Source organism: Candidatus Neomicrothrix sp. (genome assembly GCF_035329545.1).
In the GTDB taxonomy this organism is placed as follows: domain Bacteria; phylum Actinomycetota; class Acidimicrobiia; order Acidimicrobiales; family Microtrichaceae; genus Microthrix; species Microthrix subdominans.
The window spans coordinates 44,609-68,976 of sequence record NZ_DAOLGP010000009.1 but is presented as its reverse complement, the minus strand read 5'-3'; the positions used below and the strand labels follow the sequence as shown (position 1 = coordinate 68,976).

Annotated in this window: 30 protein-coding genes; 17 read left to right on the top strand and 13 right to left on the bottom strand. The window is 66.4% G+C overall.

Annotation, left to right across the window (positions count from 1 at the left end):
- Window positions 1–250: 250 nt before the first annotated feature.
- The 3 genes from PKD89_RS19935 to PKD89_RS07365 form a co-directional block, all read right to left on the bottom strand.
- Entirely contained in the window at window positions 251–514 is a 264-nt protein-coding gene (locus PKD89_RS19935; protein WP_425591235.1) for a helix-turn-helix domain-containing protein, read from the bottom strand.
- A gap of 149 nt (window positions 515–663) precedes the next feature.
- Window positions 664–912, bottom strand: a complete 249-nt coding sequence (locus PKD89_RS19930; RefSeq protein ID WP_425591234.1) for an addiction module protein — start codon at window positions 910–912, stop codon at window positions 664–666.
- Window positions 913–1,619: 707 nt separating this feature from the next.
- Window positions 1,620–1,997, bottom strand: a complete 378-nt coding sequence (locus PKD89_RS07365) for a hypothetical protein (RefSeq protein ID WP_287391390.1) — start codon at window positions 1,995–1,997, stop codon at window positions 1,620–1,622.
- Between the two features lie 640 nt (window positions 1,998–2,637).
- On the opposite strand from PKD89_RS07365, the gene PKD89_RS07360 reads away from it, so the two are divergent.
- From PKD89_RS07360 to PKD89_RS07330, 8 genes are all read left to right on the top strand, one after another.
- Window positions 2,638–2,823 (top strand): hypothetical protein, encoded by a 186-nt coding sequence (locus PKD89_RS07360; protein ID WP_289010308.1) that lies wholly within the window; start codon window positions 2,638–2,640, stop codon window positions 2,821–2,823.
- Window positions 2,824–2,965: 142 nt separating this feature from the next.
- The gene (locus PKD89_RS07355; RefSeq protein ID WP_289010307.1) at window positions 2,966–3,514 is read left to right on the top strand and encodes a hypothetical protein; all 549 of its coding nucleotides are present in this window, start codon (window positions 2,966–2,968) and stop codon (window positions 3,512–3,514) included.
- Between the two features lie 509 nt (window positions 3,515–4,023).
- Window positions 4,024–4,380, top strand: a complete 357-nt coding sequence (locus PKD89_RS07350) for a ClbS/DfsB family four-helix bundle protein (RefSeq protein WP_320413648.1) — start codon at window positions 4,024–4,026, stop codon at window positions 4,378–4,380.
- Between the two features lie 62 nt (window positions 4,381–4,442).
- Window positions 4,443–5,651 carry a serine hydrolase domain-containing protein gene (locus tag PKD89_RS07345; RefSeq protein ID WP_289010306.1) on the top strand — a complete coding sequence of 403 codons (1,209 nt, stop codon included), beginning with the start codon at window positions 4,443–4,445 and terminating at the stop codon, window positions 5,649–5,651.
- 141 nt (window positions 5,652–5,792) lie between these two features.
- Complete coding sequence (locus PKD89_RS19810) at window positions 5,793–6,035, top strand: excalibur calcium-binding domain-containing protein (protein ID WP_289010305.1); 243 nt, start codon at window positions 5,793–5,795, stop codon at window positions 6,033–6,035.
- Window positions 6,036–6,906: 871 nt separating this feature from the next.
- On the top strand, window positions 6,907–7,026 hold the full coding sequence (locus tag PKD89_RS07340; protein WP_287378471.1) for an excalibur calcium-binding domain-containing protein: 120 nt from the start codon (window positions 6,907–6,909) through the stop codon (window positions 7,024–7,026).
- Window positions 7,027–7,078: 52 nt separating this feature from the next.
- Window positions 7,079–7,981 carry an HNH endonuclease family protein gene (locus PKD89_RS07335; RefSeq protein ID WP_289010304.1) on the top strand — a complete coding sequence of 301 codons (903 nt, stop codon included), beginning with the start codon at window positions 7,079–7,081 and terminating at the stop codon, window positions 7,979–7,981.
- 74 nt (window positions 7,982–8,055) lie between these two features.
- The gene (locus PKD89_RS07330) at window positions 8,056–8,571 is read left to right on the top strand and encodes a redoxin domain-containing protein (RefSeq protein ID WP_287378475.1); all 516 of its coding nucleotides are present in this window, start codon (window positions 8,056–8,058) and stop codon (window positions 8,569–8,571) included.
- A gap of 32 nt (window positions 8,572–8,603) precedes the next feature.
- On the opposite strand, the gene PKD89_RS07325 is transcribed toward PKD89_RS07330, so the two are convergent.
- Entirely contained in the window at window positions 8,604–9,005 is a 402-nt protein-coding gene (locus PKD89_RS07325) for a hypothetical protein (RefSeq protein WP_287378476.1), read from the bottom strand.
- A 20-nt stretch (window positions 9,006–9,025) separates the two neighbouring features.
- Window positions 9,026–9,601 carry a hypothetical protein gene (locus PKD89_RS07320; RefSeq protein WP_287378478.1) on the bottom strand — a complete coding sequence of 192 codons (576 nt, stop codon included), beginning with the start codon at window positions 9,599–9,601 and terminating at the stop codon, window positions 9,026–9,028.
- Window positions 9,602–9,913: 312 nt separating this feature from the next.
- Between PKD89_RS07320 and PKD89_RS07315 the strand changes: the two genes are divergently transcribed.
- Both PKD89_RS07315 and PKD89_RS07310 read left to right on the top strand, forming a co-directional pair.
- The gene (locus PKD89_RS07315) at window positions 9,914–11,119 is read left to right on the top strand and encodes a glycosyltransferase (RefSeq protein WP_289010303.1); all 1,206 of its coding nucleotides are present in this window, start codon (window positions 9,914–9,916) and stop codon (window positions 11,117–11,119) included.
- A 32-nt stretch (window positions 11,120–11,151) separates the two neighbouring features.
- Window positions 11,152–11,616: a hypothetical protein gene (locus PKD89_RS07310; RefSeq protein WP_287378482.1), complete on the top strand. Its 465-nt coding sequence runs from the start codon at window positions 11,152–11,154 to the stop codon at window positions 11,614–11,616.
- On the opposite strand, the gene PKD89_RS07305 is transcribed toward PKD89_RS07310, so the two are convergent.
- The gene (locus PKD89_RS07305; RefSeq protein ID WP_287378484.1) at window positions 11,613–12,098 is read right to left on the bottom strand and encodes a DUF6326 family protein; all 486 of its coding nucleotides are present in this window, start codon (window positions 12,096–12,098) and stop codon (window positions 11,613–11,615) included. The genes PKD89_RS07310 and PKD89_RS07305 overlap by 4 nt on opposite strands.
- Window positions 12,099–12,260: 162 nt before the next feature.
- Here PKD89_RS07305 and PKD89_RS07300 point away from each other — a divergent pair, with 162 nt between their 5' ends.
- Window positions 12,261–12,830 carry a TetR/AcrR family transcriptional regulator gene (locus PKD89_RS07300; protein WP_289010302.1) on the top strand — a complete coding sequence of 190 codons (570 nt, stop codon included), beginning with the start codon at window positions 12,261–12,263 and terminating at the stop codon, window positions 12,828–12,830.
- A 21-nt stretch (window positions 12,831–12,851) separates the two neighbouring features.
- Here the strand turns inward: PKD89_RS07300 and PKD89_RS07295 are convergent, their stop codons facing one another.
- The 3 genes from PKD89_RS07295 to PKD89_RS07285 all read right to left on the bottom strand — a co-directional run bounded on the left by PKD89_RS07295 (window position 12,852) and on the right by PKD89_RS07285 (window position 15,499).
- Complete coding sequence (locus PKD89_RS07295) at window positions 12,852–13,781, bottom strand: zinc-dependent alcohol dehydrogenase (RefSeq protein ID WP_287391382.1); 930 nt, start codon at window positions 13,779–13,781, stop codon at window positions 12,852–12,854.
- Window positions 13,778–14,518, bottom strand: coding sequence for a nitroreductase family protein (locus PKD89_RS07290; protein ID WP_289010301.1), 741 nt, complete (start codon window positions 14,516–14,518; stop codon window positions 13,778–13,780). Before PKD89_RS07290 ends, PKD89_RS07295 begins: the two co-directional genes overlap by 4 nt.
- Before the next feature lie 714 nt (window positions 14,519–15,232).
- Window positions 15,233–15,499 (bottom strand): hypothetical protein, encoded by a 267-nt coding sequence (locus PKD89_RS07285; protein WP_287378492.1) that lies wholly within the window; start codon window positions 15,497–15,499, stop codon window positions 15,233–15,235.
- Between the two features lie 234 nt (window positions 15,500–15,733).
- Here PKD89_RS07285 and PKD89_RS07280 point away from each other — a divergent pair, with 234 nt between their 5' ends.
- Both PKD89_RS07280 and PKD89_RS07275 read left to right on the top strand, forming a co-directional pair.
- Entirely contained in the window at window positions 15,734–16,549 is an 816-nt protein-coding gene (locus tag PKD89_RS07280) for a class I SAM-dependent methyltransferase (RefSeq protein WP_289010299.1), read from the top strand.
- 10 nt (window positions 16,550–16,559) lie between these two features.
- A complete protein-coding gene (locus tag PKD89_RS07275; protein WP_289010298.1) occupies window positions 16,560–17,339 on the top strand; it encodes a hypothetical protein in 780 nt (259 codons plus the stop codon).
- A gap of 57 nt (window positions 17,340–17,396) precedes the next feature.
- Here the strand turns inward: PKD89_RS07275 and PKD89_RS07270 are convergent, their stop codons facing one another.
- Genes PKD89_RS07270 through PKD89_RS07260 form a run of 3 tightly spaced genes read right to left on the bottom strand, consistent with a single transcriptional unit; the run spans window position 17,397 to window position 19,494 of the window.
- Window positions 17,397–18,065, bottom strand: a complete 669-nt coding sequence (locus PKD89_RS07270; protein WP_289010297.1) for a TetR/AcrR family transcriptional regulator — start codon at window positions 18,063–18,065, stop codon at window positions 17,397–17,399.
- Window positions 18,062–18,631, bottom strand: coding sequence for a carboxymuconolactone decarboxylase family protein (locus PKD89_RS07265; RefSeq protein WP_289010296.1), 570 nt, complete (start codon window positions 18,629–18,631; stop codon window positions 18,062–18,064). Before PKD89_RS07265 ends, PKD89_RS07270 begins: the two co-directional genes overlap by 4 nt.
- Entirely contained in the window at window positions 18,628–19,494 is an 867-nt protein-coding gene (locus PKD89_RS07260) for an SDR family NAD(P)-dependent oxidoreductase (RefSeq protein ID WP_289010295.1), read from the bottom strand. Before PKD89_RS07260 ends, PKD89_RS07265 begins: the two co-directional genes overlap by 4 nt.
- A 26-nt stretch (window positions 19,495–19,520) precedes the next feature.
- Here PKD89_RS07260 and PKD89_RS07255 point away from each other — a divergent pair, with 26 nt between their 5' ends.
- The 3 genes from PKD89_RS07255 (at window position 19,521) to PKD89_RS07245 (ending at window position 22,378) form a co-directional block, all read left to right on the top strand.
- Window positions 19,521–20,762, top strand: coding sequence for a lipase family protein (locus PKD89_RS07255; RefSeq protein ID WP_289010294.1), 1,242 nt, complete (start codon window positions 19,521–19,523; stop codon window positions 20,760–20,762).
- Between the two features lie 289 nt (window positions 20,763–21,051).
- Complete coding sequence (locus tag PKD89_RS07250; protein WP_289010293.1) at window positions 21,052–21,843, top strand: Gmad2 immunoglobulin-like domain-containing protein; 792 nt, start codon at window positions 21,052–21,054, stop codon at window positions 21,841–21,843.
- Window positions 21,844–21,913: 70 nt separating this feature from the next.
- Entirely contained in the window at window positions 21,914–22,378 is a 465-nt protein-coding gene (locus PKD89_RS07245) for a nucleoside deaminase (protein WP_289010292.1), read from the top strand.
- Between the two features lie 177 nt (window positions 22,379–22,555).
- Here the strand turns inward: PKD89_RS07245 and PKD89_RS07240 are convergent, their stop codons facing one another.
- The gene (locus tag PKD89_RS07240; RefSeq protein ID WP_289010291.1) at window positions 22,556–23,479 is read right to left on the bottom strand and encodes an NADP-dependent oxidoreductase; all 924 of its coding nucleotides are present in this window, start codon (window positions 23,477–23,479) and stop codon (window positions 22,556–22,558) included.
- A gap of 175 nt (window positions 23,480–23,654) precedes the next feature.
- On the opposite strand from PKD89_RS07240, the gene PKD89_RS07235 reads away from it, so the two are divergent.
- Window positions 23,655–24,323 carry a hypothetical protein gene (locus PKD89_RS07235; RefSeq protein WP_289010290.1) on the top strand — a complete coding sequence of 223 codons (669 nt, stop codon included), beginning with the start codon at window positions 23,655–23,657 and terminating at the stop codon, window positions 24,321–24,323.
- The last annotated feature ends 45 nt before the right edge of the window (window positions 24,324–24,368 follow it).

The window sequence follows — 24,368 nt, the reverse complement described above, 5'->3', positions numbered from 1 at the left end:
ACCGCTAAAGAGCAAGGCCGAATACGACCCGGATGGCGTCGCCGAGGCTGTCGCCCGCAAGGCAGTCGAACGTGCTCAACGGTGCACCGCCATAGCCACCAGGGTGGCCTTGACGGTCCGGTGACACGGCCAAATTGGAACGAGCTTGGGGCGGTCCGATGGCGACTCGTTCGAGGAATGGGCGTTCATCCGCCGGGAGAGAGTCTGGCGCTGCCGCAGTCGCATGCCACCAAGCCTGACCATTGAGGCTCTACACCAAGCCAGCAACGCGTGCGGCACGGGCACGACGACGCTGATCGGCGGTAGCTGCCGCTTCGCGTGCCTCGGTCTTGACTTGTCCCCGGGCGGTCAGGATTCGCATGACCTCGTCGGACGAGATGCGCAGGGCATTGCCGACCTTGTAGCTCTCGATGCGTCCCTCGTCGCACAAGCGAACGAGATGGGTCCGAGACATTCCGAGAAGCCCCGCCGCCTCGGCTGATGTGAACGGAGATTCCCGTTGCCACAACCTCATGGGGACCGGGAGGAGCCGAAGTCTGGGTGTCGGCGCTGGTGATACACGGCCATCACTACTACCACGCCTTCTATTACCCGGTAACGGATGGCGTACGGGAAGCCCGACGTGGTCATTCGTCGCTCAACGATGGAACCTGACCGGCAGGGTCATTCCGTGGGGGCGGACCGCAGCCTGTCGACGCGCCCCGCCATGTGCTCCCACGTGGTGAGCCTTACTTCGCCAGAAGCGATCTGAGAGGCGCGCCTTTCGGTCTCCGCTGTCCACAGCCGTTCGACTTCGGCGCCGTCCGCGAAGTCCCCGTCGAGGCTCGCCAATAGCCCAGCCGCGAGCTCCGCTCGATCGGTAGGCGAGAGTTCGAGTGCTTGTTCCAGGAGCTCCTCAGGTAGAACGGCCATGGCGCCACCGTACCGCCGGCGAGAGGGTGCCGCCCCCCAAATGCTTCGATTCGACCTCACCCAGATGCCTGCACCTTGGGAGTGGCCATTGGTGGTTGAAACTGCTGAAGCAGTCGATCTCGTCAGACAGAGCCACGTCGAACGCTCAGCAATTTCGGTGCCCGATCTTCATCGAGCACGAAACACCTTGACAAGGTGGGCGGCCGCTTCCTCGCCACGTACTCCGAGGTTGCGCAGATCAACATAGAGGCGAGGCCAGGGAGCGGCAGGGAGCCCGCCGATGCGGCGCCGCACAAGATCGCTTCGGCGACCGCCACGAGCGCAGGCGTCCACCTTCCCGGAACCACGGGTGACACCCGTTACGTCTCGACCGCGGCCTGGACGTCGACCGCACGGGCAACACGGCACACAGCGCATCAAACGCTCGCATCAGCGGTCACGTCGGTCGAAGTCGTATTGCCTCACTCAGCCGCAATACCTCACTGTGCTGGTGAGGTATTGCTGGTTCGGGCATCATGGCGAAGGCAGGGCCCGATTCGGATCGAACTTGGGACGATGTCGACATGCCAGGCAGCAGTGGCCCGACTCGAAGCAGGCGGGGTCGACTCGACCCGCACCACCTTGCAGAAAGAAAACGGGCATCGCTCGCGCCCACACCGTCGATCTGACCGGCGACGTCCCACGGGCCACCATGCCCAGCCGTTACCCTAGGTAGTCACCGGTGTGATGACCAGCTCCTTGCGTGCAGCGCTGGCAAGCGTTGCCAGGGCGTCGGGATCGCTCGTCAGGATCTCGTCGCCAGACCGCGCACTGTCAATCAATGATGCGTCGACCACGTCGGCCAGGCCACACACACCCAGCAACACACCGATGCGACGTGAAGCATCGGGGTCGAGGGGTAGTTCGGCAACACCCCGGAGAAGGACCGCCAACCGAGCCGGCCTGGCTCCTCCCCACCACACTTGAGCAACAACACCGCTGGTGGTCTTCACCGGGGTTTCATCGTCATGCTCCCTGGCGAGAAGCGCTCTCAACCCGGGCGCACCGCGTGCGTAGGCGATCAACGCGCCTGCGTCCAGCAACATCGCTATTCAGCCAGCTCCGGCCTCGTTGGTCGTCAAGATCGACGAGCTGCGAGCTTGGTCGATCAACTCATCCGTTTCAGCGTCCGTCAGCTCGCCAAGCTCTTCACCGAGACCGTGACTCCGCGTACGGCGTGACCGACGTAGGCGGGGTACCCCGCACCTCCAAGGCACCCATCAACGCTGTCACCTCCCCGAAGAGGTCGAGTTGCTCTTCGGAGTTGTCAGCCAGGTACGCCATTTCAAGGCTGCTCTTCAAACTTGGGGTGATCCTCGAGCCACGCCGCTGCCACGGCAATGGACATAACCTTCATGGCACTATGCCGGCAACGCCATGTACGTGCCGAGCACCTCGCCGCCACGACACCGATGCCGTGGAAGGCGCTGCTCCCACGAGCACTTGGTGCTGGTCGCTACGTTCATTGACCACGCCCGGCTTACGCGCGGGTGGTTGCAACTGCTGACCAGCGAACCAATTCCCGACATCGAGACGACCGCTGCCGAGCAAGCTGCCGCCACCTAGCAGTCGACCTTGACCGACGAGGCCGGTGTCTGAAGGAGAACTCGCCCGGACATGACTCCGGCGGCACAACGTCACACCGCCTGCGTAGGGTGTGGTCATCGATACGACGCAGAGGTGACCATGACGACGACGATCGAAACCCACGAGGAAGCAACCGAGGCCGAGGTCGACGAGATCGTTCGGACGACCCTCGCAGTCTTGGGCATCGGGTTGGACGACCTGAAGGAACAGGCGAAGTTGGGGCGGTTCGCCTCCGAGGCCCAGCGCCGTGCATGGTTCCTGGTGAGCGGCCTGGGTCGCGGCTGAGCCCCACCCCTCCGTGAAGGATGACCTGGGAAGCCAAGTACGTCGATTCGCGGAAAAGATGTCGCATCTTCTCAACGCAACGGTCACGAATGGAGTCAGAGTCTCGACGCTCACCACCTCGTCCGGGCATGCGGTCGTTGGGGTGAACGTCGGAAAGCTGCGCCCGGACCCCAGGCCTATCCCACTCGCCCCGGCGGGCGGAAAGGCCCTCGTCTACCTCTACCTTGCGCACTACTGCGAGCTCGACCCTGAGGGGCGTTACCTCACGATGACGCAAAGCACGATGAGCTTGTACACGTCGGCTGAGATGGCGGACGACGAGCTGCTTGTCGGGATCGACTACGTGCGAGATCCAACCAACCAGTTTCCGGGCTCGCACCTTCACGTGGCCGGTCAGCGGGACGACCTCGACGACATCTATCTCGGTGACGAGCGCAAGCGCCGCAAATTGCGGGACCTGCACCTTCCCGTTGGTGGCAAACGCTTTCGACCAACGCTGGAGGATCTGCTTGCATTCACGATCACTGAGGAGATGGTTGAGCCGCGAGATGGTTGGCGGGCTGTGATCGATGAGCATCGGGCGACGTGGACCCAGGTCCAGGTCAAGGCGGCGGCACGGCGTAACCCTGAGGATGCCGCAGCGGCCCTCGCGGAAGCGGGGTGGACCGTGACCCCGCCTACGGATCCCTGAGCGCAAAAGCGCCCTCGCCGGCTTTCCCTGCACAACGAACAACTACGGTGAGCGTTCGATCAAACTGTCTGCTTGACCGACCTTCAGCGGCCGTGAGCCTGCTCCCGTGATCATGCGGCTCAGCCTCGTGCTCGCTGTGCTCGCTGTGCTCGCCGTCTCGCTGGCCGGATGCGGATTTGGGCTGAGAAGCGAACAATCGGCGAATGTGAACGCCGTGGTCCACCGAGCGAGCGAAGACGCTGGGGACATCCTGAAGGCTTCGGTCGCAGGCACCACGTGGAGCAGGACGAGTCCGACCTCACCGGCATGACACCTTCTGGAGGGGCGGTTGGCACCGAGATAACGAAGGTCCGAAAACAGGTAGAGGCAGTGGCCGTCGACAACGCCCCCGACAACAACGCTGCGGATGAGGCGGAGGGACCGCCCGGTGCGTCGGGATGAGCCGGTGAAGGATCGCGACATGAACCAGCGATGCATATCCACGTCAGGCTGAGGCGTCGAGTGCTTGGATCGAGGTCACGGCGTATCGTCGCCTGTTCTTCGGTTGGCACGAAGACGCTCGCGCTGGCAGGGAAGTGTTCTTTCCGGCCGAGGGCTACAAGGGGAACGAGACGAAGCGCTACAACGCCGACCTGCGCTCGAAGCAAGCGGGTCTCGACTGGGAGCAGGCCCGATCGATGCTCGCCGAAGGTCACCAACGGCTCGTAGGTTTCATCGACGAGAGGTCCGACGCCGACCTGTACGGAGGCCCGATGGCGCCGGCCAAGAACCACTGGACCACAGGCCGCTGGGCCGAAGCGAGCGGGCCAAGCCACTACCGATCAGCTGCGAAATACATCCGGGGATGGCTTCGCAGCATGAGCTGATTCGATTCGGCTTGCACGCCGCGACGAGCCACGATCTTTCGAAATGTGGCAGTGTTGTCACGATGCAGGGAAACTCCAGCGCCGGCTTTATCGACGTGGCCGAGACATTCAGGAACCAACTCGGGCGCACCACAGGCGGGGCCTCGTTGGCCGTCTACCACCGAGGCGAACTGGTGGTGGACCTGTGGGGCGGGTTGCGCACCGACGATGGCGACCCATGGCTCGCCGACACCCTGGCGATGTGTTTCAGCACCAGCAAGGGCGTCGCCTCGGCGGCCCTGCACCTCCAGGCCGACGCCGGCCTGGTGGACTACGACGCGCCCGTGGCCACCTACTGGCCCGAGTTCGCCCAGAACGGCAAAGAGAACCTCACCGTCCGTCACGTGCTCAGCCACTCTGCCGGCCTGCACCGACTTCGCAGCATCATCGACAGCGCCCACCACATGCTGGACTGGGACCACATGGTCGATGCCCTGGCGCGGGAACGACCGGCCTACGAACCCGGCACCAAGACCGGCTACCACGCCGTCACCTACGGCTGGCTCGTCGGCGAGATCGTCCACCGGGTGACGGGCCGGTCCCTGGCCCAGGTGGTGACCGACGACCTGGCAGCGCCGTTGGGCCTTGACGGACTGTTCCTGGGATGCCCACCTGAGGAACGACACCGCGTCGCACCGCTGGTGCCGATGAAGAGCACCCGGTCGGTACTCCCCTCCGCCGCCTACCGGGCCGAAAAGGTGGTCGCAACCCAACTGGCCAAGGGGCTCAGCCTGGTGCGCTCACCAATCAACCCCCGCCGCGTCATCAACGCCCTGTTGCCCCGGGGAATGGAGGACGTCCTCGCCGGTCCCGAGATCATGGACGCCTCGGTGCCGTCGATGAACGGATTCTTCACCGCCCGCTCCCTGGGGGCGCTCTACGCCACCCTCGCCGGCGGAGGCACCCTCGGCGACGTGCGGCTGCTGTCACCCGAGACGGTCGAGAAGGTTGGCGAGGAGCAGAACAACCGGCCCGACCTGGTGCTGATCGTGCCCATGAAATGGCGACTGGGCTACCACCGCGTGATGACCAGTCGGGGAGGCGCCCCCAAAGGCTTCGGCCACTTCGGTCTCGGCGGCTCTGGAGCCTGGGCCGACCCCAGCCGAGAACTCGCGATCGCCATGGTCTGCAACCGCGGCGGCGGCACACCCGTCGGCGACCTACGCCTCATGCAACTGGGCGCCGCCGCAATCGCCAGCGCCGACCGGGTGACCGCAACGGCAGCAAGCTGACCCAGCAGCACATCGACACGCTTCAGCAGCCGGCACTTCGAACCTCCTGCGTTTTCGGGGTTTGAGTCCGGCCGCGCGTGCGGCGCTGAATACGTGACAGTTAATGGCATTCACCAGCGAACCGATGAGTATGGTTCGGCTATGAGAAGATTCGGACTCGCCGCCATGTTGCTAAGTGCCACCACCCTTGGACTCACCAGCTGCGAGTTCAAGACCTGCACCCAATTGAACAAGAGCTACCCCCATGGCGTGGGCAAGCCAGGAGCCGTCGATAGAACGTCAGGGACCCCTCGGGTCACGACTTTTCACCGCGACGCCAACCTGTACAAACTCAATGCCCGACTCGATCGCGATAAAGACAACATCGCCTGCGAGAAGCGCTGACGCCCAGCCGCTTGGAGCAGGGGCTTCCGCTGGACGCATTCGGGTTCGGGCCATCTGGCCTCGCAGTCCCGGCTGCTCAGCTTCGCTTGATCAGGGTGGACTCGAGCCGTCAAGTGCCGCTACGTTGTCCAGGCCCTAGATTGAGCGCTGTGCAAGGCGGATGGCCGCCTGGGGAGCGACAGCCATGAGTGGCGAGCAGGGCAACATGGGTTGGTGGCTAGCCTCCGACGGGCGTTGGTATCCGCCGGAGCAGCACGCCGATTATGTCGGGCCGCCAACCGCGACCGGAACCCACGCAGCGTCACTGGCCACGCCACCGCCGTTTCCAGGGTCCCCGCCCGATCCCTCGGTGTGGAACGCGCAGCCACAAGGCCCAGGCGCCGGGGCAGGTGACCAACCTCCTCCTTGGTCTGAGCCAGCCTCGATGCACGATGGCGAGCCTGCGGAGCAACGTTCGGGTTGGTCGAGAACCTGGCCATGGCTGGCGGTGAGCACCGCCGGATTCTTCATGCTTGTTGCGCTCGTCGCACTGGCCGCAGGAGACGACACGACCGTCAACAACCGCACTCCCCAAGGGATCAGGGTCGCTGATGCGACCACAACAACCGAACGGGTTGGTCCCACCAGCACGGCCGCCCCGACAACCTCGGCGCCAACGACGACCACGGCAAGCACGACAACCGTGGCAACCACAACGACTGCGAAGCCGACCACAACGGTGGCGCCGACAACCACCGCGCCTCCGTCGCCACCACCGACGACCGCACCGCCACCGCCACCACCTCCTCCTCCTCCTCCTCCTCCTCCTCCGACAGTGGCCTATGCGCCGCCGCCTGCCCCGGTAGCCCCGCCCCTACCTGAGGATGGAAGCGTGAGCTACAAGAATTGCGACGCTGCGAGGGCCGCCGGCGCCGCTCCCGTGTTGGTCGGTGAGCCCGGGTACGGCAAGCACCTGGATCGGGACGGTGACGGCATTGGCTGCGAAACCTGACCGACACCCCAACTGGAGTGACCTCCGTTCGCAGCACCCAGGTGTTCAGGCGATGGTCTGGCTGTTCGCGCTTCCGGTGGCCGTGTGGCTGTGGGCGGTGCACCTGCCTCATGAGCGCCGGGCGCCCGCGCTGACGTTTGCAGGCATGGTGACCGTGTTCTGCCTGGCAGTCCCGGTCGCTGCCGGAGTGGGCGAGCGCAGCACGTCCGAACGCGTCGTCGAGACCGCCAACTCGACAGCCGCCGCCACTCGTCCCAATCCATCCGAGCCGGCACCCAGCACTGCACCGACCACCACAGCAGCGCCGCCAACCACCGCTCCTCCGACGACCCCCACCACGACCGCCCCTCCAACGACGGCGCCACCAACCGTTGCCGCTCCCACGTCGGCCACACCCACCACTGCGCCCCCGACGACTGCTCCGCCGGCTCCATCCGGCGATGTGAAAGCGCTGATCGGTCTCCTCCCGGTGGCAGCGGAAACAGACCAAGACAGCTACAGCCGCGACCTCTTCGCCGGCTGGTTCGACGCTGACAACAACGGCTGCGACACACGTTGCGAGGTGCTCGCCGCCGAACGCCACGACAGTCTCCCAGGGCTCCCAGAAGGAGGATGGCTCTCCGCCTACGACGGCTACAGCACACCCGATGAATCGGAACTCGACATCGACCATCTGGTCCCACTCGCCGAGGCTTGGCGCAGCGGCGCCTCGCGTTGGGATCCGGCCCGACGCGCAGCGTTCGCCAACGACCTCGACGCGCCCGAGTCACTCATCGCGGTGACCGCCGCGACCAACCGGTCGAAGTCAGACAGCGATCCGTCGGGCTGGCAGCCCCCGAACACTGCCCACTGGTGCACCTACGCCACCGACTGGGTAACGGTGAAGCTGCGCTGGGGGCTGACCGCCGACCCGGCCGAAGTGACCGCGCTGACCAACATGGCTGCCAAGTGTTGAATCGCCCGGCCACCCTCGACGGCGTGACCTCACCCAGCGCTCCGTAGGATTCCTACGCGTCAGGAGGAGAAACCGTGACCGTTCACCCACCCGCACCCGAACTTGCCGTCTCGCAGTGGTTCAACACCGACACGGAGTTGAACCTGGCGGACCTTCGAGGCGAGGTGGTGGTGATCGAAGCGTTCCAGATGCTGTGCCCCGGCTGTGTCAGCCACGGACTCCCCCAGGCCCAGCGCATCGCCGCCCGCTTCGGCGACGACCTCACCGTCCTGGGGCTGCACACCGTGTTCGAGCACCACGCCGCCATGACACCCACCTCGTTGGAGGCGTTCCTCCACGAGTACCGGATCACGTTTCCGGTGGGCGTCGACCAGGCCGAACCGGGCAACACCATGCCCATCACCATGCGGCGCTACCAGCTTCCTGGCACACCCAGCCTGCTGGCGATCGATCGATCGGGTGCGCTGCGGGCCAATGCCTTTGGACAGGTCGACGACCTGGGTCTGGGCGCCCTGCTCGCACGGTTGATCGACGAACCGTCCCCTGACGGCGTCGCGGCGCCGCCTGGCGTGATCGATTCGGGATCATGATGCCGTCTGACGCGGTCGGTTTTAAGCCAGGTTCAAGGCGCGACGCTCTGGTAGCGAGCGACCGTGAAGGCGATCATCAGCGGCACGATCGTCGCAAACACCACAAGACCGGCGGTGAGGACCGCCAGTGGGCGTCCCGGAACATCGTTGATGATGAATGACCATTCGATGATTCCGCTTTGGAGCACATAGGCCAGCAGGGTCCAGCCGAGCACGAGAAAGAACCGATCCCATGCGAACGGGCGAATCGTCACGAGCATCACGATTGCCGCCAACTCAAGCACGATGGCGCCGACCATGAAGCCGGTCGGCACCGCGAGCGATTGCTTCTCCCCCATCTGAGCGACGACGAGAACTCCCCCGGTGATTGCCAACGTCAACCCGACCATCGCGGCAACAACCACGGGTGGGAACTTGCGCTCGAAGGGACGCACGGGAGCAGCCGCAACAGAACTCATTGGGTCGCCACCCGGGTCATGATCAACAGCGTGGCAACCTGCATCAGTCCAGTTATTCCGGCGGTGTAGACGAATCGCTTCATCAACCGCTCGATGACGTCAACGTCGGGCGGAGCCTTCTTCATTTCGAACAACACGGCGATGTTGGCCGGCTCGAGGATGCCGAGCGCAATGACCGCCATGATTCCAACGACCACCATCGAGGCGATCAGCCATGGCCGATTGGCTGACACCGGATAGAGGTTGCCGAGGTTGATCGCCACCTGAAAACCGGCGGCGAGGGTCATCATGACGAGGACCGGCATCAACAGCACCATCTTTGGCATGAACTTCGACGCAAACTCGATGCGGGCGGGCGGAGAGAGGCCGCCCAGGATCGGCCCGATGACCAGACCCACGAAGAGATCAACTCCCGTCCAGAGCCCACCGCCTGCGACGTGCACCAGCATCAGCGCCCAGCTTGAGTTGGACGCGATCGCGTACACGACGAGCGCCACCGCAGCTGCGGCGAACGGTAATCCCTTCAGCGGCACAATCTGGATGTTGAGTGGCGCCGAAGACCGCGCCGCCATTGGCGCTCCGCCGCTAGCCGATGTGACGTCAACAGTTGTTCCCATCGGCTCCCCCGCCTCAGTGGATCAAGCGTACGCCTGTCGATGCCACCATGCACCTGGAGAATTGGCGCTGCGTCGGCAACCGGACATGTGCCGTGCACCGCTAGCATCCGGCAACCGATCAGAATTGCAAGGAACCCTCATGGCGCACCCTGCGCACCCGCCGCCCTCATCGCATCACTCCGGCAGCGAGACACATGGTGACGGTTCCCAACCAGCCGGAGTGGGACCTCCTTCGCCGGGCTGGCAGCGACCCGGCGAAACCGGCTCGTGACCGCCACCGTCGTCTTCTGTGTGACGGGCTGGATCCTCGGGTGGATCGTGTTCGGCCGCCCGCGGGTGTTGGCGCCAAGCGCTGATGTCATCGACGACGGACCAGCACCCGAACCTCCAGTGGACCAGCGGCGGGCCATCATCGTCCCGGCCCGCAACGAAGCGCACAACATCGGCGGGCTACTTCAGGACCTGACCGCCGCCACGGCAATCGCGGCGGCCGACAGCCCGGGTGCCGCTCCGACGTCGACGATCATCGTCGTCGACGATCACTCGTGCGACGACACCGCTGAACTTGCGGCTGCGGTCGAGGGCGTCGTCGTGGTCGCCGCCCCAGACCTGCCGAACGGTTGGACCGGCAAGAGCTGGGCGTGCTGGAACGGGGTAACCGCTGCACTGCAACGCTTCGACGTCACGCCGGCTGCCAGCGGCGACCTGCAGCTGGTCTTCGTCGATGCCGACGTCAACATGACACCCGAGGCGCTCGATGCGGTCACGAGCCAACAGCGCTTTCACGGCGGGCTGCTGTCCGTGCAGCCGCGCCACATCACGGTCAGTCCCTACGAGCAGCTGTCGGCGCTGTTCAACATCATCGCCGTGATGGGCGTTGGGGCAGGACACTTCCGCCCCCCGTCGGGTGCCTTCGGCCCCGTCTTTGTCACGACGCTCGCCGATTATCGGCGCGTTGGTGGCCACCGGTCTGTGCGCTCGGAAGTCGCCGAAGACCTTGCGTTGGCCCAGCGGTATCGCGATGCCGGACTGGCCGTAAACATCAGGCTTGGTGGGGATCTCATCAGCTTTCGGATGTACCCCAACGGCGTGCGCAGCCTTCTCGAAGGCTGGACCAAGAACTTCACCACCGGCGCCCTGTCGACCAGGTTGCTCACGTTGGTCGCAACGGTGCTGTGGGTGACAGCTCTCGGCTCGGCGGCGCTCGGGCTCGTCGATGCCATCGCCGGCCAGTCGCCACTGCTGTATGCAGGGCTCTATGCGGCCTTTGTCGCGCAGTTGGCGGTGATGCTTCATCGGGTCGGCCGATTCAGGTGGTGGACAGCGGTGCTGTACCCGGTGGGGCTGGCGACGTTCTTCGGCGTCTTTGCCTACTCGACCTGGCGGACGCTCGTGCGCCGATCGACGACGTGGAGTGGCCGAACCATCAACCTCACATCGACGGCTGCCACCGTCGAGGCCGAACCCGAGTGATCGTCCACCTGAGCGATCCTGCAGCTGTCGGGGTGTCCGTCGCCGCGTGGCTGTTGATCGGGTTGACGTCCGGGTACTACTTCAACCGATTGCCTGTCAGCCGGTTTGCCCACGACAACATCGTCACCCGCCAGCGTTCCTTTGAGGCCAACGGTGCCTTCTACCAGCGGTACCTGCGAATCGGACGCTGGAAAGACCGCCTGCCGGAAGCCGGCGACTTCTTTGCCGGCGGGTTCTCCAAGCGGCACCTGAACAGCCGCTCCGAGGAACACCTCAACCGCTTCGTCGCCGAGACCCGCCGGGCGGAGATGGTGCACTGGACCAACCTGTGCGCCGGACCGCTCTTCCTGATTTGGTGCCGTCCAACCGTTGGCGGGCTGATGGTGCTCTTCGGCGTCGTGTCGCAACTGCCGTTCATTGCGATCCAACGATTCAACCGAGCACGGCTTCAGCGGGTACTGACACGATGCAAGCATCGCCAACGAGCTCACCGCTAGGCGTTAGGGGCCTCTGAACCCTGGACTCGGCCGGACTGGACGGCGCCGGTGACAGGTGCCTCCGCTGCGGGCATCTGCACCTCGGACCATGACCAGGCGTGGCGGAAGAGCATCACCAGCAGGACGGCCTCGACGAGGCTGCCGAGGACGTAGTAGTTCCACTCCCCGATCGCACCGCCGACGATCGTGAACCCATAGAGGGCTGCGAGCACCATGTTGACGATCCGGTTGATCCGCCGTGGCATCACCAACGTGAGGTAGATCATCACGGCCGGGATGATGATGTACAGGGTGGTGAAGAAGAGGAACGGCTGGCCGATGTTAAAGACGAACATCTTTCCTGCGTCGAGGTCCGCCCGAACGTCGGGACGATACAGCGAAAACAGGTCGACATAGGCGAAGATCAGCATCGTGGCCGTCCACAGTGCAGCGATCTTCAGCCGGGTGTCGATCGGTCGGTCGGGGTGAGTGTCGCTGGTCATGAGCCGGTTACCGCCTGTCGTTGGAGCGCTCGCAGGTGTGGCGCCGATGAGTGAAAGGTAACGCACCGTTCTCCGTTGCGCAACGCCTGGTAGCGATACTCCGCCTAATCCTTCACAGTACATGGGCTAGTTTGCCTATCGTCCGCTACGCTGTGCAGCGATATGGCACGACCCCGTAGCGAGAGCGCACGAAACAAGCTGATCGCAGCCACCGCTGAGATTCTCGCGACCCATGGTGTAGGTGCCCTGACAGCCGAGGAGGTGGCCCGCCGGTCCGGGGTCGCCAAGACCACGCTGTACCGACACTTCGGCACGGCCGACGCGCTGGTGTTCGCCACCGTCCAGGCCAACGTCGCAGCGCTGGAGCCGCCGGACACCGGAACGCTACGGGGCGACCTCTTCGAGATACACCGGACCTACCTCGCGGTGGCCAACGCTCGACAGAGCCGCGAGTTGTTCGTGTGGATGGTGGCCCGCGCCATCGAGGACCCAGCCAACCGGGAGTTGTTCCGACAGGTTCGTGTCCAGCCACGGGGACCGACCGTGTTGGCCCTCCAACGAGCGATCGCCAGGGGTGAGCTCGCCCCCGACCTCGACATGGACCTTGCAATGCACGTGGTCCAAGGACCGCTCATCTCGATGCGCATCGTCGACGACAGCGACGTCAGCAACGGGAACCTGGAGCACCTGATCGACATGACCGTGAAGGCGCTCGGCGCCGTCGAGTCGTAAGCGGGCTTCAACTCCGCCAGGTCAGACCTCGAAGAGCACCTTGATGGCTCCACCCGAGCGATCGCGTGCGGCGTCGAAGGCCTCGTGGGCTGCGTCGAGCGGGAAACGGTGGGTGAGCATCGTGGAAGCGATCGATGGCTCGGCGGCGAGGATGCCCGCCGCCCGTTCGAAATCGCTGAGGGCACCCTTGCTGCAGTACATCGTGGACGGAACGATCTCAACCTCCTTGAGGCACAGGCCAACGTCGATGATGGCCGGGGTCCACAACGTTCCGACCAACCCCACCCTGCCCTCGGGCCGACAGGCACGAACCGCCTCGGCGAGGGATTCCGTCGTGCCCACGGCATCGAGCACCACGTCGTAGCCGCCGGTCGTCCCGACCGAACCGCCCAGCCGTTCGACGGCGGCCCGCTGGTGGTCGTGGCGAGCGCTCACATCGGGGACCAGGCCTGCGGCGTGGCACGCCGCCACCAGTGCGAGCCCGATGGGCCCGGCGCCGACGACGGCGACCCGGTCACCCACCGATGCACCCGAACGGTGCAGCCCGTGAACCGCCACCGCGAGCGGCTCGATGATGGAGGCGGTCGACAGGTCGACCCCGATGGGCAACGGATGAAGACACGTTGCGGGAACCATCAACTGTTCGGCCATGCCACCGTCGTCGAAGATTCCGAAGGCCACCATCGAGTCGCAGTGGTTGGCGTACCCGTCCTCGCAGTTATTGCAGTGCCCGCACCGGCCGACCGGTTCGACCGCAACCGCCCTGCCGTCCGGAGTGCGGCCGGCCAGCTCGTGGCCGAGGATGCGGCCCTCGGCGAGGCCGTTGTCGATGAGGTGCAGATCCGAGCCGCAGATGCTGGCCGACACGACATCGACGAGCACGCCGTCGCCGGTGGGCGCGGGCGCATCGACGATGGTCGGTGTCCCGTCGATGACGCGGACTGCTTTCATTCGGTGTCCTCTTGCTGGTGGAGAAACGGTTGGTTGCCGTAGCGGTCGAGGTGGACCACCTCGCCGATCGGGCGACGGGTGGTGGGGCCGTACCGGCCGCGTGGCCAACCGATCGGGATGATGCACACCGGGTTGACCTTGCGGGGCAGGCCCAGAATCCGTCGAGCCGAGGGGATGTGCCAGATGGGCAGCGTTTGGATCGACGCACCCAGGCCAACCGCACGGCACTCCAACAGCAGGTTCTGCACCGCCGGAAACACCGACCCGTAGAACGACGACACCGCAATCTGGGGACGGCCGACCGGACGGTGCTTCAGGCTGCGTCGGTAGCACGGGATGACGAACACCGGCAGCTCGGCGAAGTGCTTCGCCTGCCACCTGCCCGGAGCCATCTGGCGGAGCGCCTGACCGTCGCCCTGCGCCAGGCGGGTGACGACCGGGTCGAAGGCGCTGAACAGCGGCCGGTACAGCTTGGCCAGCCGCTCCTTCTGCTCGGGGTCCTCGACGACGAGATAGGACCAGTCCTGAGAGTTGCTGCTGGTCGGCGCCTTCAGCGAGAGCTCCAGCAACGGCAACAACACGTCATGGCTCACCGGGTCGAGGTGCAACCTGCGAACCGCCCGCTGGGTTCGCATCGTCTCGGCAAGCGGCATGTCGAGGCGCGCCAGCGCTTCCTCCGCCGATGGGATCTCGAACTTCGCCGCTTCGGGTTTGGCCGTCCGGCCGGATCGCGTCACTCGTTCTCCGATTCTGGTATCCGGCCAGCCAGGGCGGTGTCGACCAGGCCGTCCCCAGGCGGCCAGGGCCAACCCTTCAAACGAAGGTGCCTCACGCGGCGAACGCCGTTGACGCTTCGATATCGTCGCGCTTAAGCGCGTCCCCTACAACGACGTTGACCCGAGTGCCAGCATCCAGTTGTTCGACGATCTCGACCTCTCCCGCTCATTCTGGCCAGCATGCCACGCAAGCGCCCCGCGATCGACCGCTATCAGGTCGGGTCACTCCAGCGTCTCAGCTTGACCTTGTGGCTTCAATGGCCGCCTGGCGCACGAACTCGCTGAGCGTTTTGTTCCTCGACCGAGCTGCGCTGAGCACCGCTTCGTAGTCCGCCGGAGAAAGTCGCACCTGGGCGACGCGAGACGGCCCATCACCAAGCGACGGACGCCCACCGCGACGCCGCGGCTCCCCAGTAAACGCTGGAGGGTTGGCCACGACATCATCAGCCATCGCCTCAAACTCTTCGTCGCTGATAACTCGACCGTCGAATGTCGGCTCTGTGGAGCGACGCGCCTGAACGGAGCGAGACGGCCCATCACCAAGCGACGGACGTTCACCGCGACGCCGCGGCTCCCCAGTAAACGTTGGAGGGTTGGCCACGACATCATCAGCCATCGCCTCAAACTCTTCGTCGCTGATAACTCGACCGTTGAAAGTTGGCTCTGTGCTCATGTTCAGACTCGATACTCTGGCGGCAAATGATGATGGAAGGTGGGCCGAAGCCGCATCGCATGGAAGACGACATCGTCACCGTCGTCAGACTCGCTCCCGATGAGTTCAAGAAGGGCCCCAGATCGATCCGGGCCCACGATCAGGAACCGCGGGGGCTCGTGGTCAGGTGGAATTTCGTAGGTGTCGAGAACGGCGTTGTTGATGGCGTGCGCTATGTCGAGATCTTTGATCCCGTGCTTCCCAGCGGACGGCATGATATGCACAGGCACGAAGCAATCGTACTACAGAACTACCGTCGGCGATACCCCCGTCGACGGTTGCGCACCGTCTGCGACCAACACATCCCGGTCGCCAAAACTCCGACGACTTGAGCCTTGACTACATACAGTCGGCCTGTTCGAAGTCGTTGACCATCTAGCGCTCTGGCCATGAACGCTGGTGGGGGTGCGAGGTGGCGTGTGAGGGAGTTATGCTTGCCTAACACAACGCCCTAGGAGTGGCTCATGACAATGACAGCGACCGAACCCATTCCCGGCAGCGAACTGGCCGTCGACCGCATGCCCGGCCACTGGTTGCTGGCCCGGATGGGCAAACGGGTGCTGCGCCCTGGAGGAAGAGAGCTGACCGACCAGCTGCTGGATGCACTGGCGATCGACTCAACCGACGATGTCGTCGAGCTGGCGCCTGGGCTGGGCTCGACCACCGAGCTGGTACTCGGCCGCAACCCGGCCACCTACGTGGGGGTCGACCGCGATCCGGTGTCGGCCGAACGGGTCGCCCACGTGGTCAACGGCCCGGGCCGCTCGGTCGTCAACGCCTCGGCCGCCGACACCGGCCTACCCGAAGCCTCCGCCGACGTCGTGTTTGGCGAGGCGTACCTGACGATGCAGCCGGCCTCCCAGAAGGCCAAGATCATGGAGGAGTTGGCTCGTGTGGTGCGCCCCGGCGGTCGCATCGGCCTGCACGAGGTGTGCTTCGCCCCCGACGACCTCGACGAGGAGCGCTGCGGGGCGATCGCCGACGACCTCCAGCGGACAATCAAGGTGAACGTCACGCCGCTGTCGCTGCGCGGCTGGACCGAGCTGTTGAACGAGGCCGGCTTCGATGTGGACACCACCGTCACCAACCCGCTTCACCTGCTCGAGCCACGACGGCTGATCGCCGACGAGGGTGCGCTGGGCGCCGCCCGCTTCGTGAGCCGGGTCGCCCGCGACTCGCAGGCTCGTGCCCGGGTGTTGGCCATGCGTGCCGCGATGCACGACAACGCCGACCATCTCCAAGCGTGCGTGGTGACCGCCACTCGCCGTTCACCCAACTGAGCCCGGCCGTATGAAGCGATCTGTGGTGCTGGCCGTGGCTGGCGCGCTCGTGGTGGTGGTTGTTGGCGCGGTCGTAGTGTGGCCCCGCGGCGCTACCCCCACCGATGAGACCAGAGTGCGCGAGGACTTCGAGGCGCGCACCAACGAATCGGCGGGTCCCGATGGCACTGCGGGGACTCCTCCACCCGGGATCTACCGATTCGACACTTCAGGCTCCGAGGAGCTGAAGCTGGGCGTGCTGCCCACCGAGACCCGGCCCTACCCCGAGACGATCTCGGCGACGGTCGTCGACGCCGACCCGGGATGCTTCACGATGACGCTTCACCTGTTGGAGCAGCACAGCGAGGACAGCACCTACTGCGTTGGCGACGACGGCACAATCAGCCTCGCCGGGCATGAGAAGCACCAGCAGGTCGGGCCGATGAACCCGACCGCCGACATGACCTGCGACCCCGATGTGCTCGCCAAACCGGCGGACGGCAGCGTGCCGCTCAACTGCGAGCTGACGTTGGACGGCGGCCCGAAGCAGCTGACCGCCACGCTGAAGGGCACCAGCAGGTCGAAGCGACCGGTCACGGTCGACCTCGGCGACGGAACCCCGGTCGAAGCCACCGAGGTCGACCTCGATTTTGCGGTCACCGGTGACCTGACCGGCACGTGGCGGGAACGCCTGTGGTTCGCCGACGATGCGCTGCCGGTGCGCATCGCCCGCGACCTCGAACTCGAGGGGCTCGCCTCGTTCACTGAACACCGTGACTCCACCATCGTCGGTCTCACACCAGAGGACTGACCGGGCGCGACCGGTGACCACCAGCCGATACCCGCACCCCGGTCCGGGCCGTCCGGATCACAACTCCGCAGCGAGCGCGCGTAAGCGGCCGACGAGCGGACTGCGCAGCGCCGCGATCGAGTCGACGTCGCCGGTGGCCAGCGGGAGGGTCACCAGCGCGGACACCCCTGCGACGAAGGCCTCACACGCAAACCTGCCGTCCGGATCCTGTTTGCCGAGCAGGTAGGCGAGCGCATCGATGACCGTTGCCTGAAGTTCCGCTCGCCGAACGAGCGCATCGGGCCCGGCGGCGTGAACCTCGACGACGTAGAGCCGGGCGAAGGCCGGGTGATCGGCGATCGCCTCCAGGTACCGGTCGAACGCGTCGATCGCCCGGTCGAGCGGTGGCCGCTCCGAGGCGAGCAGCGCGGCACCCATTCGGGCGGTGAGCACCTCGCCCACCAGGTCGAGCGCCTCGAGGAAGCACTCCAGCTTGTTGGCGTGCAGCGCGTAGAACGTCTGGCGTGACACACCGGCGAGCTCGAGCACGGCTGCGACCGGGGTGTCGGCGTAGCCACGCCCGACGCACGCCTCGGCCATGGCGACCGCCAGCCGCAACCGCTGGGACTGCTCCACCTGATCGCGGGTGAGGTCGTGGCGGCCCCGAGGCAACGACGCCGCTGTGCCGCCGATGGCCGTGGAAGGGGCCGGGTTGACCAATGACCCGGTGCCCGCTTCAACGCTCACCTCGACCCTGGCCCCCCACGCGCCCGTCGGGGTCGGTCGAGGGGGACGCGCAGCGTATTGATCGTCGTGGCCAACATCTCGTAGTGGCCGACCAGCATCAGGAATTCGAGGGCGGTCGGCTCGTCGAGATGGTGGCGCAGCTGATCCCAGGTGTCGTCGCGCAGGTCCCGCCGGTCGTGCAGCTCGTCGACGGCGACGAGCAGCGCGTGCTCGCGGTCGCTCCAGCACGGGGCTGCGGGTCCCTCGACCACGCCGTCGATCTCGGCCGGTGTCACCTTGGCCCGCTTGGCCAGCTGCCGGTGGTGGGCCTGCTCGTACTCGCAGCCGGCCAGGTGAGCTACCCGCAGGATGATCAACTCGGTCTCCCGCCGGGGCAGCCTGCCGCCGGGCATCAGCCGCCCGGCAAAGCGCAGCCAGCCTCGAAACAGCTTGCGGTTGCGGCCCAGGGTGAGGAAGAGGTTGGGCGGGGTGGTGCCGGTGACCAGGCCCGACACCTGAGCGAACGCCCAGTTGACGGCGCCGACATCACGTCGCCCGCCCGGCGAAATCCTCGGGGTGGCGCTCATGCCCGTTCCCCCTCCGCCTGCTTCCCTTGGGGCGTGGTCAGCTCCACCCGTTCGTCACGGGCAATCGCCAACACCCCGGCCACCTTGGCGCGTAGCGCCCGATCGACCACCGGCTGGGCGATCGACCGAACCGGCAGCACCGCACCAACCCACCACGGGGCGACGATGCGCCGGGACCGCCGGGCAATGCCCCGCTCCAACGCGTTGATCCCCACCTCCAGGTCGGTCACCTTGGTCACCGTGCCATCACCAAAGATCGACTTGGCCGCCTCGGTGCCGAACCCACGGCTGGTCATGTCGGTGTCCAGCTCGGCGAAGTAGGCGACACCGACCCGAGCCCCGCTCGGTGCCAGCTCGGCGCGCAACGTGTTGCCCAGCGCCTCAACCGCCGCCTTCGACGCCGAGTAGGCGCCCATCAGCGGCACGCTGACCGCAGCACCCAGCGACGACACCGCCACGGCATAGCCGTTGGGGTGGGAGATGTGCGGTCCGGCGGCGCGGAGGGTGTAGTAGGTGCCGAGCACGTTGACCCGGTTGATCTGCTCGAACACCTCGGGATCGCCGCCGACCAGCGGCAGCTGGGCGGCGATGCCGGCGTTGGCCACGACCACGTCCAATCCGCCCAGCTCGCCGACCGCCGCCTCGACCGCCGCCTCGACGCTGCCCCGATCGGCGACGTCGCAGTGCCAACACGGCGCACCCGCCTTGGCGGCCGCTTCGGCCAGCAGGTCGGGCTCAAGCCCGACGAGCGCCACCCGGGCGCCCCGCTGGTGGAGACGTTCAGCCAATGCGGCGCCGATCCCCCGCGCCGCCCCGGTGATCAGAACCCGACGTCCGGCCAGCGACTTTTGATGGGAGCGCATCCCGTGGAGGCTAGCCTCGACAAACAATGATGTTTCTCAATGACCGAACGCCGGCCCGAGTTGTAGCGGCGCTGGCGGCGACCGTGGTGCTGCTGGTCGCCGGGGCGTGCTCCGGCGAAAGCGCGTCGTCGACAAACACGGTCCGAGGCGGGCCCGCCCCATTTGCCGAGGCCCCGTTCACCGGCACCGACGAGGAGTTTTATCTGCCGCCCGACCCGCTGCCCGAGGGCGAGCCGGGCGAGCTGATCCGGGTGATGGACCTGGGCGAGTCCGGCGGGATGGCGACACGCAAGGTGATGTACCACTCCCGCGACGCCGCCGGCCGCGACCGGGCAGTCACCGGCCTGGTCACCTACCCGGCCACCACAGCGCCCGAGGACGGTTGGCCGGTGGTGTCCACCGCGCCCGGCACCACCGGGCTGGCTCCTCAGTGCGGTCTCAGCCGACGCAACGGCGAGGCACAGGACTGGGGAGTCCCAGGCGTGCGGGTGATGACCGACTACATCGGGCTGGGCACCGAGGGCGGGCCCCTCCACCCCTACTTCTCCAAACCCAGCGAGGGCCACAGCGTGATCGACGGCGTGCGCGCCGCCCAACGGCTGCCCAACGCAGGCGCCGGCAATCGCTGGTTCTCGGTCGGGCACTCCCAGGGCGGTCACGGCGCCCTGGCCGCCAGCGAGCTGGCCGCCGACTATGCACCGGAGCTCGACCTGCTCGGCACCCTCTCGCTCTCCCCGGCTGCGATGTTTGAAAGCGTCTACGGCGGAATCGACCCGATCGTCACCGGCATCCTCACCGCGATGAGCCTGTACGGCGGGGCGGGGGAACACCCCGAGATCAAGCTTGAGGACTACGTGACCGACGAGCTCGCCAACGCGTCCGGCGTGTTTGAGGAGGGGTGCCTCCCCGAGATCACCGACACGCTGGTCCCCCTTGCCGTCGGCGGCCAACTGTTCACCAACGACCCGCGAGACACCGACCCGGCCAACTCCATCCTCCTCGACAACGACGTCGGTAACGTGGCTGTCGACGCTCCGCTGTTTCTGGTGTCGGGCACGGCGGATGACCGGGTGGCGACCGACCGGGTGCGCGACCTGTATGCCCGCCTGTGCGAGACCGGGCAGGTCACCGAGCTGCTGATCGTCGAGGGTGCCACCCACGACAACATCACCGCCGAGACGGCAACCCAGACCTCGGCGTGGCTGAACGCCCGCCTCGTCGGCGATCCGCCCACCAACAGCTGTGACGAGTCCCCCACCGCTCCCTGATCGCTGCAAACCCGGTGGGAGAGTCGGGACGACCCGACAAATTCCGATAGCTTCTGAAGTGCGGACCCTGCATCGTGGGGTAATAACAGGAGGTAACCCAATGGCGGGTCTCGGAGTCCCCATTCACTCGGGTCGCACGGCCCCTTGGCGACGGGTAAGCATCGTGCTTGCCATGCTCGTCGGCCTGACGGGCATCGCTGCCTGCGGAGACACTGGTGTTCGCGAGGTGTCCTCCACCGACCCCAGTGCCGGGCTTGCATCATCCGCCGCCGTTCAGGCGCCTCAACAAGTGGCTTCGCCAACCCTGGTCTACTTCGAGAAGAACGAAAACATCGCGACCGCCGGCAGGCCCGGCGTCCCGGCCACGCTGGAAGGCGCGATCGCCGCCCTGCTCCAAGGCCCCGACGACTTCGAGACCGACATCGGCATGGCTACTGCTATCCCGGAGGCCACCACGCTGCTCGGGGTGTCGGTGTCGGGCGGCACCGCCGTCGTCGACCTCTCCGAAGCCTTCCAGTCGGGCGGTGGCAGCCTGTCGATGCAACTTCGGGTTGCCCAGGTGGTCTTCACCGCCACGCAGTTCGATGAGGTGCAACGGGTGACGATCAAGCTGGACGGCCAGGACGTCGACGCCATCGGGGGCGAAGGGGTGCCAGCAGTCGACCTCGACCGCACCGACTTCACCAACGTCACGCCGGCCGTACTGGTGGAATCACCAACCCCGGGGGCATCGGTGGCATCGCCCCTGAAGGTCTCGGGAATCGCCAACACGTTCGAGGCGGTCGTGAGCTACACGATCGCCGACGGCGACGGCCTCATCGTGGACGAGGGTGTCACCAACGCAAGCGCCGGTACCGGCACTTGGGGCGACTTCGAGTTCACCTCGACCTTCGGGGCCACCAAGCCGGGTATCGGCGAGGTCATCGCCTACCAGGAGAGCGCGAAGGACGGCAGCCAGATCGACGTCTACTCGGTACCGGTTCGGTTTGGGGCATCCGCCCCATCGACCCCCGAGCCCCCGTCGTCGGGAGAAGAACCCATCGCCGTGGCACCGCCGGTGCCGCCGGTCTTCACCGGCTGAGGCTCACTTCCCGGCACAAGCGGGAACGCCCATGGCAAGGTGAGATCCTCTGATCGACCGGGGGCCACCGATGAACGAAGCCGACCTCACCCACCTGCGTCGCTGCGTGGACCTCGCCGCCGAGGCGGTTGAGCACGGCGACCAGCCGTTTGGCTCGGTGTTGGTCTCGGGCGACGGAACCGTGCTGGCCGAGCGACGCAACCGGATCGTCACCACCGGCGACCTCACCGCCCACCCCAAGCTGGCGCTCGCCGGATGGGCGTCCCAACACCTCGACCCATCCGAGCGGGCCGCTGCGACGATGTACACCAGCGGCGAGCACTGCACGATGTGCGCCGCCGCCCACGTGCGGGTGGGGATCGGCCGGCTGGTCTATGTGCTGTCGGCCCCGATGATCGCCGAGCTGGTCGAGCCGGACGTCAAAATCGGGCTGCGGGTGACCGACATCGTCGCCGCCTCCAACGTGGACGTCACCGTCGAAGGCCCCTGCGACGAGCTGGTGCCGGAGGCGTCGGCGCTGTTCGGCCGGGCCTGAGCCGAACGAACCGGGGAGTGAAATCGACCGCCTGACGGTCACCCGGACTCCCGACTTCGAAGAGGGCAGCGAACCGGGGAGCCCAAACAACCGCCTGACGGCAGTCCGGACTCCCCACTTCGGAAAGGGTTTGGGCGCTCGTGGGCGGCGGCGGCCCGCTGAAGCTCGCCGGCGGGGCTATTCGGCGATGGGGAGGGTGACCACACGCTTGCCCCGGGCGCTGCGAGTTTCGCACCCCTCCAAAGCTTTGATTGCGTCGGCAAACGGATAGATGCCTTCGAGTACCAGGCGGATCCGCCCTTCGGCGATATCGTCGATCAGTGCCTCCATCTCGCCACCGGTGTCCGAACGATGCACGAACGGCACGACGCTGATCCCCCGCTCGGTGGGCTCCTGATCGCCCGACACGGTGATCACACGGCCGCCGTCCCGCACCACCTTCTGGCTCGAGGCACCCGTGCCCGGCTGAATGGCGAGCGCTGCGTCCACCCCGCCCGCCGCCCAGGCGAGCACGTCCTCGCGCCAGCCCTCCGATCGGTAGTCGACCGCAGCCTCGGCACCGAGCGACAGCAGGTACTCGTGGTTTGGTTGGGAGGCGGACCCGATCACGCGCACGCCGCGACCGGCGGCCATCTGCACGACCAGGGTGCCGATCGCCCCGGAGGCCCCGGCCACGAACAGGGTTTCTCCCTCGGTCAGCGCAAGTGAGTGAATGCTCTCCACGGCCGATTTCCCGGCAACCGTGACACCCGCTGCGGTCGCAAAGTCCATGGCGTCGGGCATCGGCGACAGGCCGCCGGCGGGCACGACGGCGCACTCCCCCCAGGTGCCTCCCTCGGGACGCATGTTGGTCGACACGATGACCCGATCGCCGACCCCGACGTTGTCGACGCCCCCGCCCAGCTCGGCGACGACGCCGGCACCCTCGATCCCGATGACGTAGGGAAACGGTCCGGTCGGCGGGATGAAGTAGCGGTCGTGGATGCCCACCCCGAATGCGTGCATCTCGACGAGCGCCTGGCCCTCACCGGGCGATGGTTTGGGCAGATCGGTCAGCTCGACCACGTCACTCTGTGGTTCCAGGCGCACATAGGCTTGCATCCGCTCGACCATATGCCCCACGCAGCGCGCCGACCGACGAACCTGCCGTGCAACTTGGCTTCACTGCCACGCACAGCGCTCATGACGAGGATTTGCGCATTTCGGCTGTTGTCCTATGGTCGGTCGCGTTGGGGGCGATAGGCCGGGAGGCTGACGTGAGTGGAGGGGGCGCGCCATGTTGAACACCGCCGGATTTGGCGATGCGACCGGACGGGCCGAGTCGATGCTCGGGCGTCGGCTGCGGCCCTGGTGGGGACAGGCACCGAGCAAGCTGCTGATCGGTGGTCTCGTCCGGGCGGGCCTGTTCGGGTTGATCATCTACGGCTGCTGGCAGGTGCGCTACGGATCGGTCGACCTGACCGAGATCGACCTCGCCGATGGCAGCCTCGAAGACCATCGCAGCACTATCGAGACCGCCGCCGTGTGGGTGGCCGCCGTGTCGGCCGTGCTCGCGCTGTACAACCTGATCCAGGTGGCGGTCGGCATGATCGACCTGTTCGTCCGTCGGCACGTCGAAGGCCAACTTTTGGCAGCTCAGGAACGTCGCACCGGCGACTTCCTTCCCGGCATCGTCCAGCACTTCTGGTTCCGCAGCCGGGACCGCAGCAGCATGAACCGGTCGGTGCGCCGACGCCGACGCTACGAGGTGGTGATCGCCACCTCGCGCGGGCCCAAATCGTGGAATATCCGGTTGCAGGACTTCTCCAAGGTGCGCTCGCGCAACGGTGCCAGGGTCCGCCTGCGGGTCAGCCCCCTGCTCGGGTACGTCAGCCGCATCGAGGTTCTGGACGCACCGACGCCGACCGAACACACCGGCTTCGACCAGTACGCGCACCGCCGCTGACCCCGACAGCCGCCCCGGCGCTCGTCGCCTGGGCCTCCGGCCACC

Bases quoted from the DNA above. Each gene is read 5' to 3' on its own strand.
- PKD89_RS07265 (WP_289010296.1), bottom strand. From the start codon at position 18,631: ATGAGCGCCACCCCGAGGATTTCGCCGGGCGGGCGACGTGATGTCGGC.
- PKD89_RS07255 (WP_289010294.1), top strand. From the start codon at position 19,521: ATGATGTTTCTCAATGACCGAACGCCGGCCCGAGTTGTAGCGGCGCTG.
- PKD89_RS07235 (WP_289010290.1), top strand. From the start codon at position 23,655: ATGTTGAACACCGCCGGATTTGGCGATGCGACCGGACGGGCCGAGTCG.
- PKD89_RS07320 (WP_287378478.1), bottom strand. From the start codon at position 9,601: ATGGCGGCGCGGTCTTCGGCGCCACTCAACATCCAGATTGTGCCGCTG.
- PKD89_RS07280 (WP_289010299.1), top strand. From the start codon at position 15,734: ATGACAATGACAGCGACCGAACCCATTCCCGGCAGCGAACTGGCCGTC.
- PKD89_RS07240 (WP_289010291.1), bottom strand. From the start codon at position 23,479: ATGCAAGCCTATGTGCGCCTGGAACCACAGAGTGACGTGGTCGAGCTG.
- PKD89_RS07300 (WP_289010302.1), top strand. From the start codon at position 12,261: ATGGCACGACCCCGTAGCGAGAGCGCACGAAACAAGCTGATCGCAGCC.
- PKD89_RS19810 (WP_289010305.1), top strand. From the start codon at position 5,793: ATGAGAAGATTCGGACTCGCCGCCATGTTGCTAAGTGCCACCACCCTT.
- PKD89_RS07295 (WP_287391382.1), bottom strand. From the start codon at position 13,781: ATGAAAGCAGTCCGCGTCATCGACGGGACACCGACCATCGTCGATGCG.
- PKD89_RS07345 (WP_289010306.1), top strand. From the start codon at position 4,443: ATGCAGGGAAACTCCAGCGCCGGCTTTATCGACGTGGCCGAGACATTC.
- PKD89_RS07275 (WP_289010298.1), top strand. From the start codon at position 16,560: ATGAAGCGATCTGTGGTGCTGGCCGTGGCTGGCGCGCTCGTGGTGGTG.
- PKD89_RS07360 (WP_289010308.1), top strand. From the start codon at position 2,638: ATGACGACGACGATCGAAACCCACGAGGAAGCAACCGAGGCCGAGGTC.
- PKD89_RS07365 (WP_287391390.1), bottom strand. From the start codon at position 1,997: ATGTTGCTGGACGCAGGCGCGTTGATCGCCTACGCACGCGGTGCGCCC.
- PKD89_RS07245 (WP_289010292.1), top strand. From the start codon at position 21,914: ATGAACGAAGCCGACCTCACCCACCTGCGTCGCTGCGTGGACCTCGCC.
- PKD89_RS19935 (WP_425591235.1), bottom strand. From the start codon at position 514: ATGAGGTTGTGGCAACGGGAATCTCCGTTCACATCAGCCGAGGCGGCG.
- PKD89_RS07260 (WP_289010295.1), bottom strand. From the start codon at position 19,494: ATGCGCTCCCATCAAAAGTCGCTGGCCGGACGTCGGGTTCTGATCACC.
- PKD89_RS07305 (WP_287378484.1), bottom strand. From the start codon at position 12,098: ATGACCAGCGACACTCACCCCGACCGACCGATCGACACCCGGCTGAAG.
- PKD89_RS07335 (WP_289010304.1), top strand. From the start codon at position 7,079: ATGGTCTGGCTGTTCGCGCTTCCGGTGGCCGTGTGGCTGTGGGCGGTG.
- PKD89_RS19930 (WP_425591234.1), bottom strand. From the start codon at position 912: ATGGCCGTTCTACCTGAGGAGCTCCTGGAACAAGCACTCGAACTCTCG.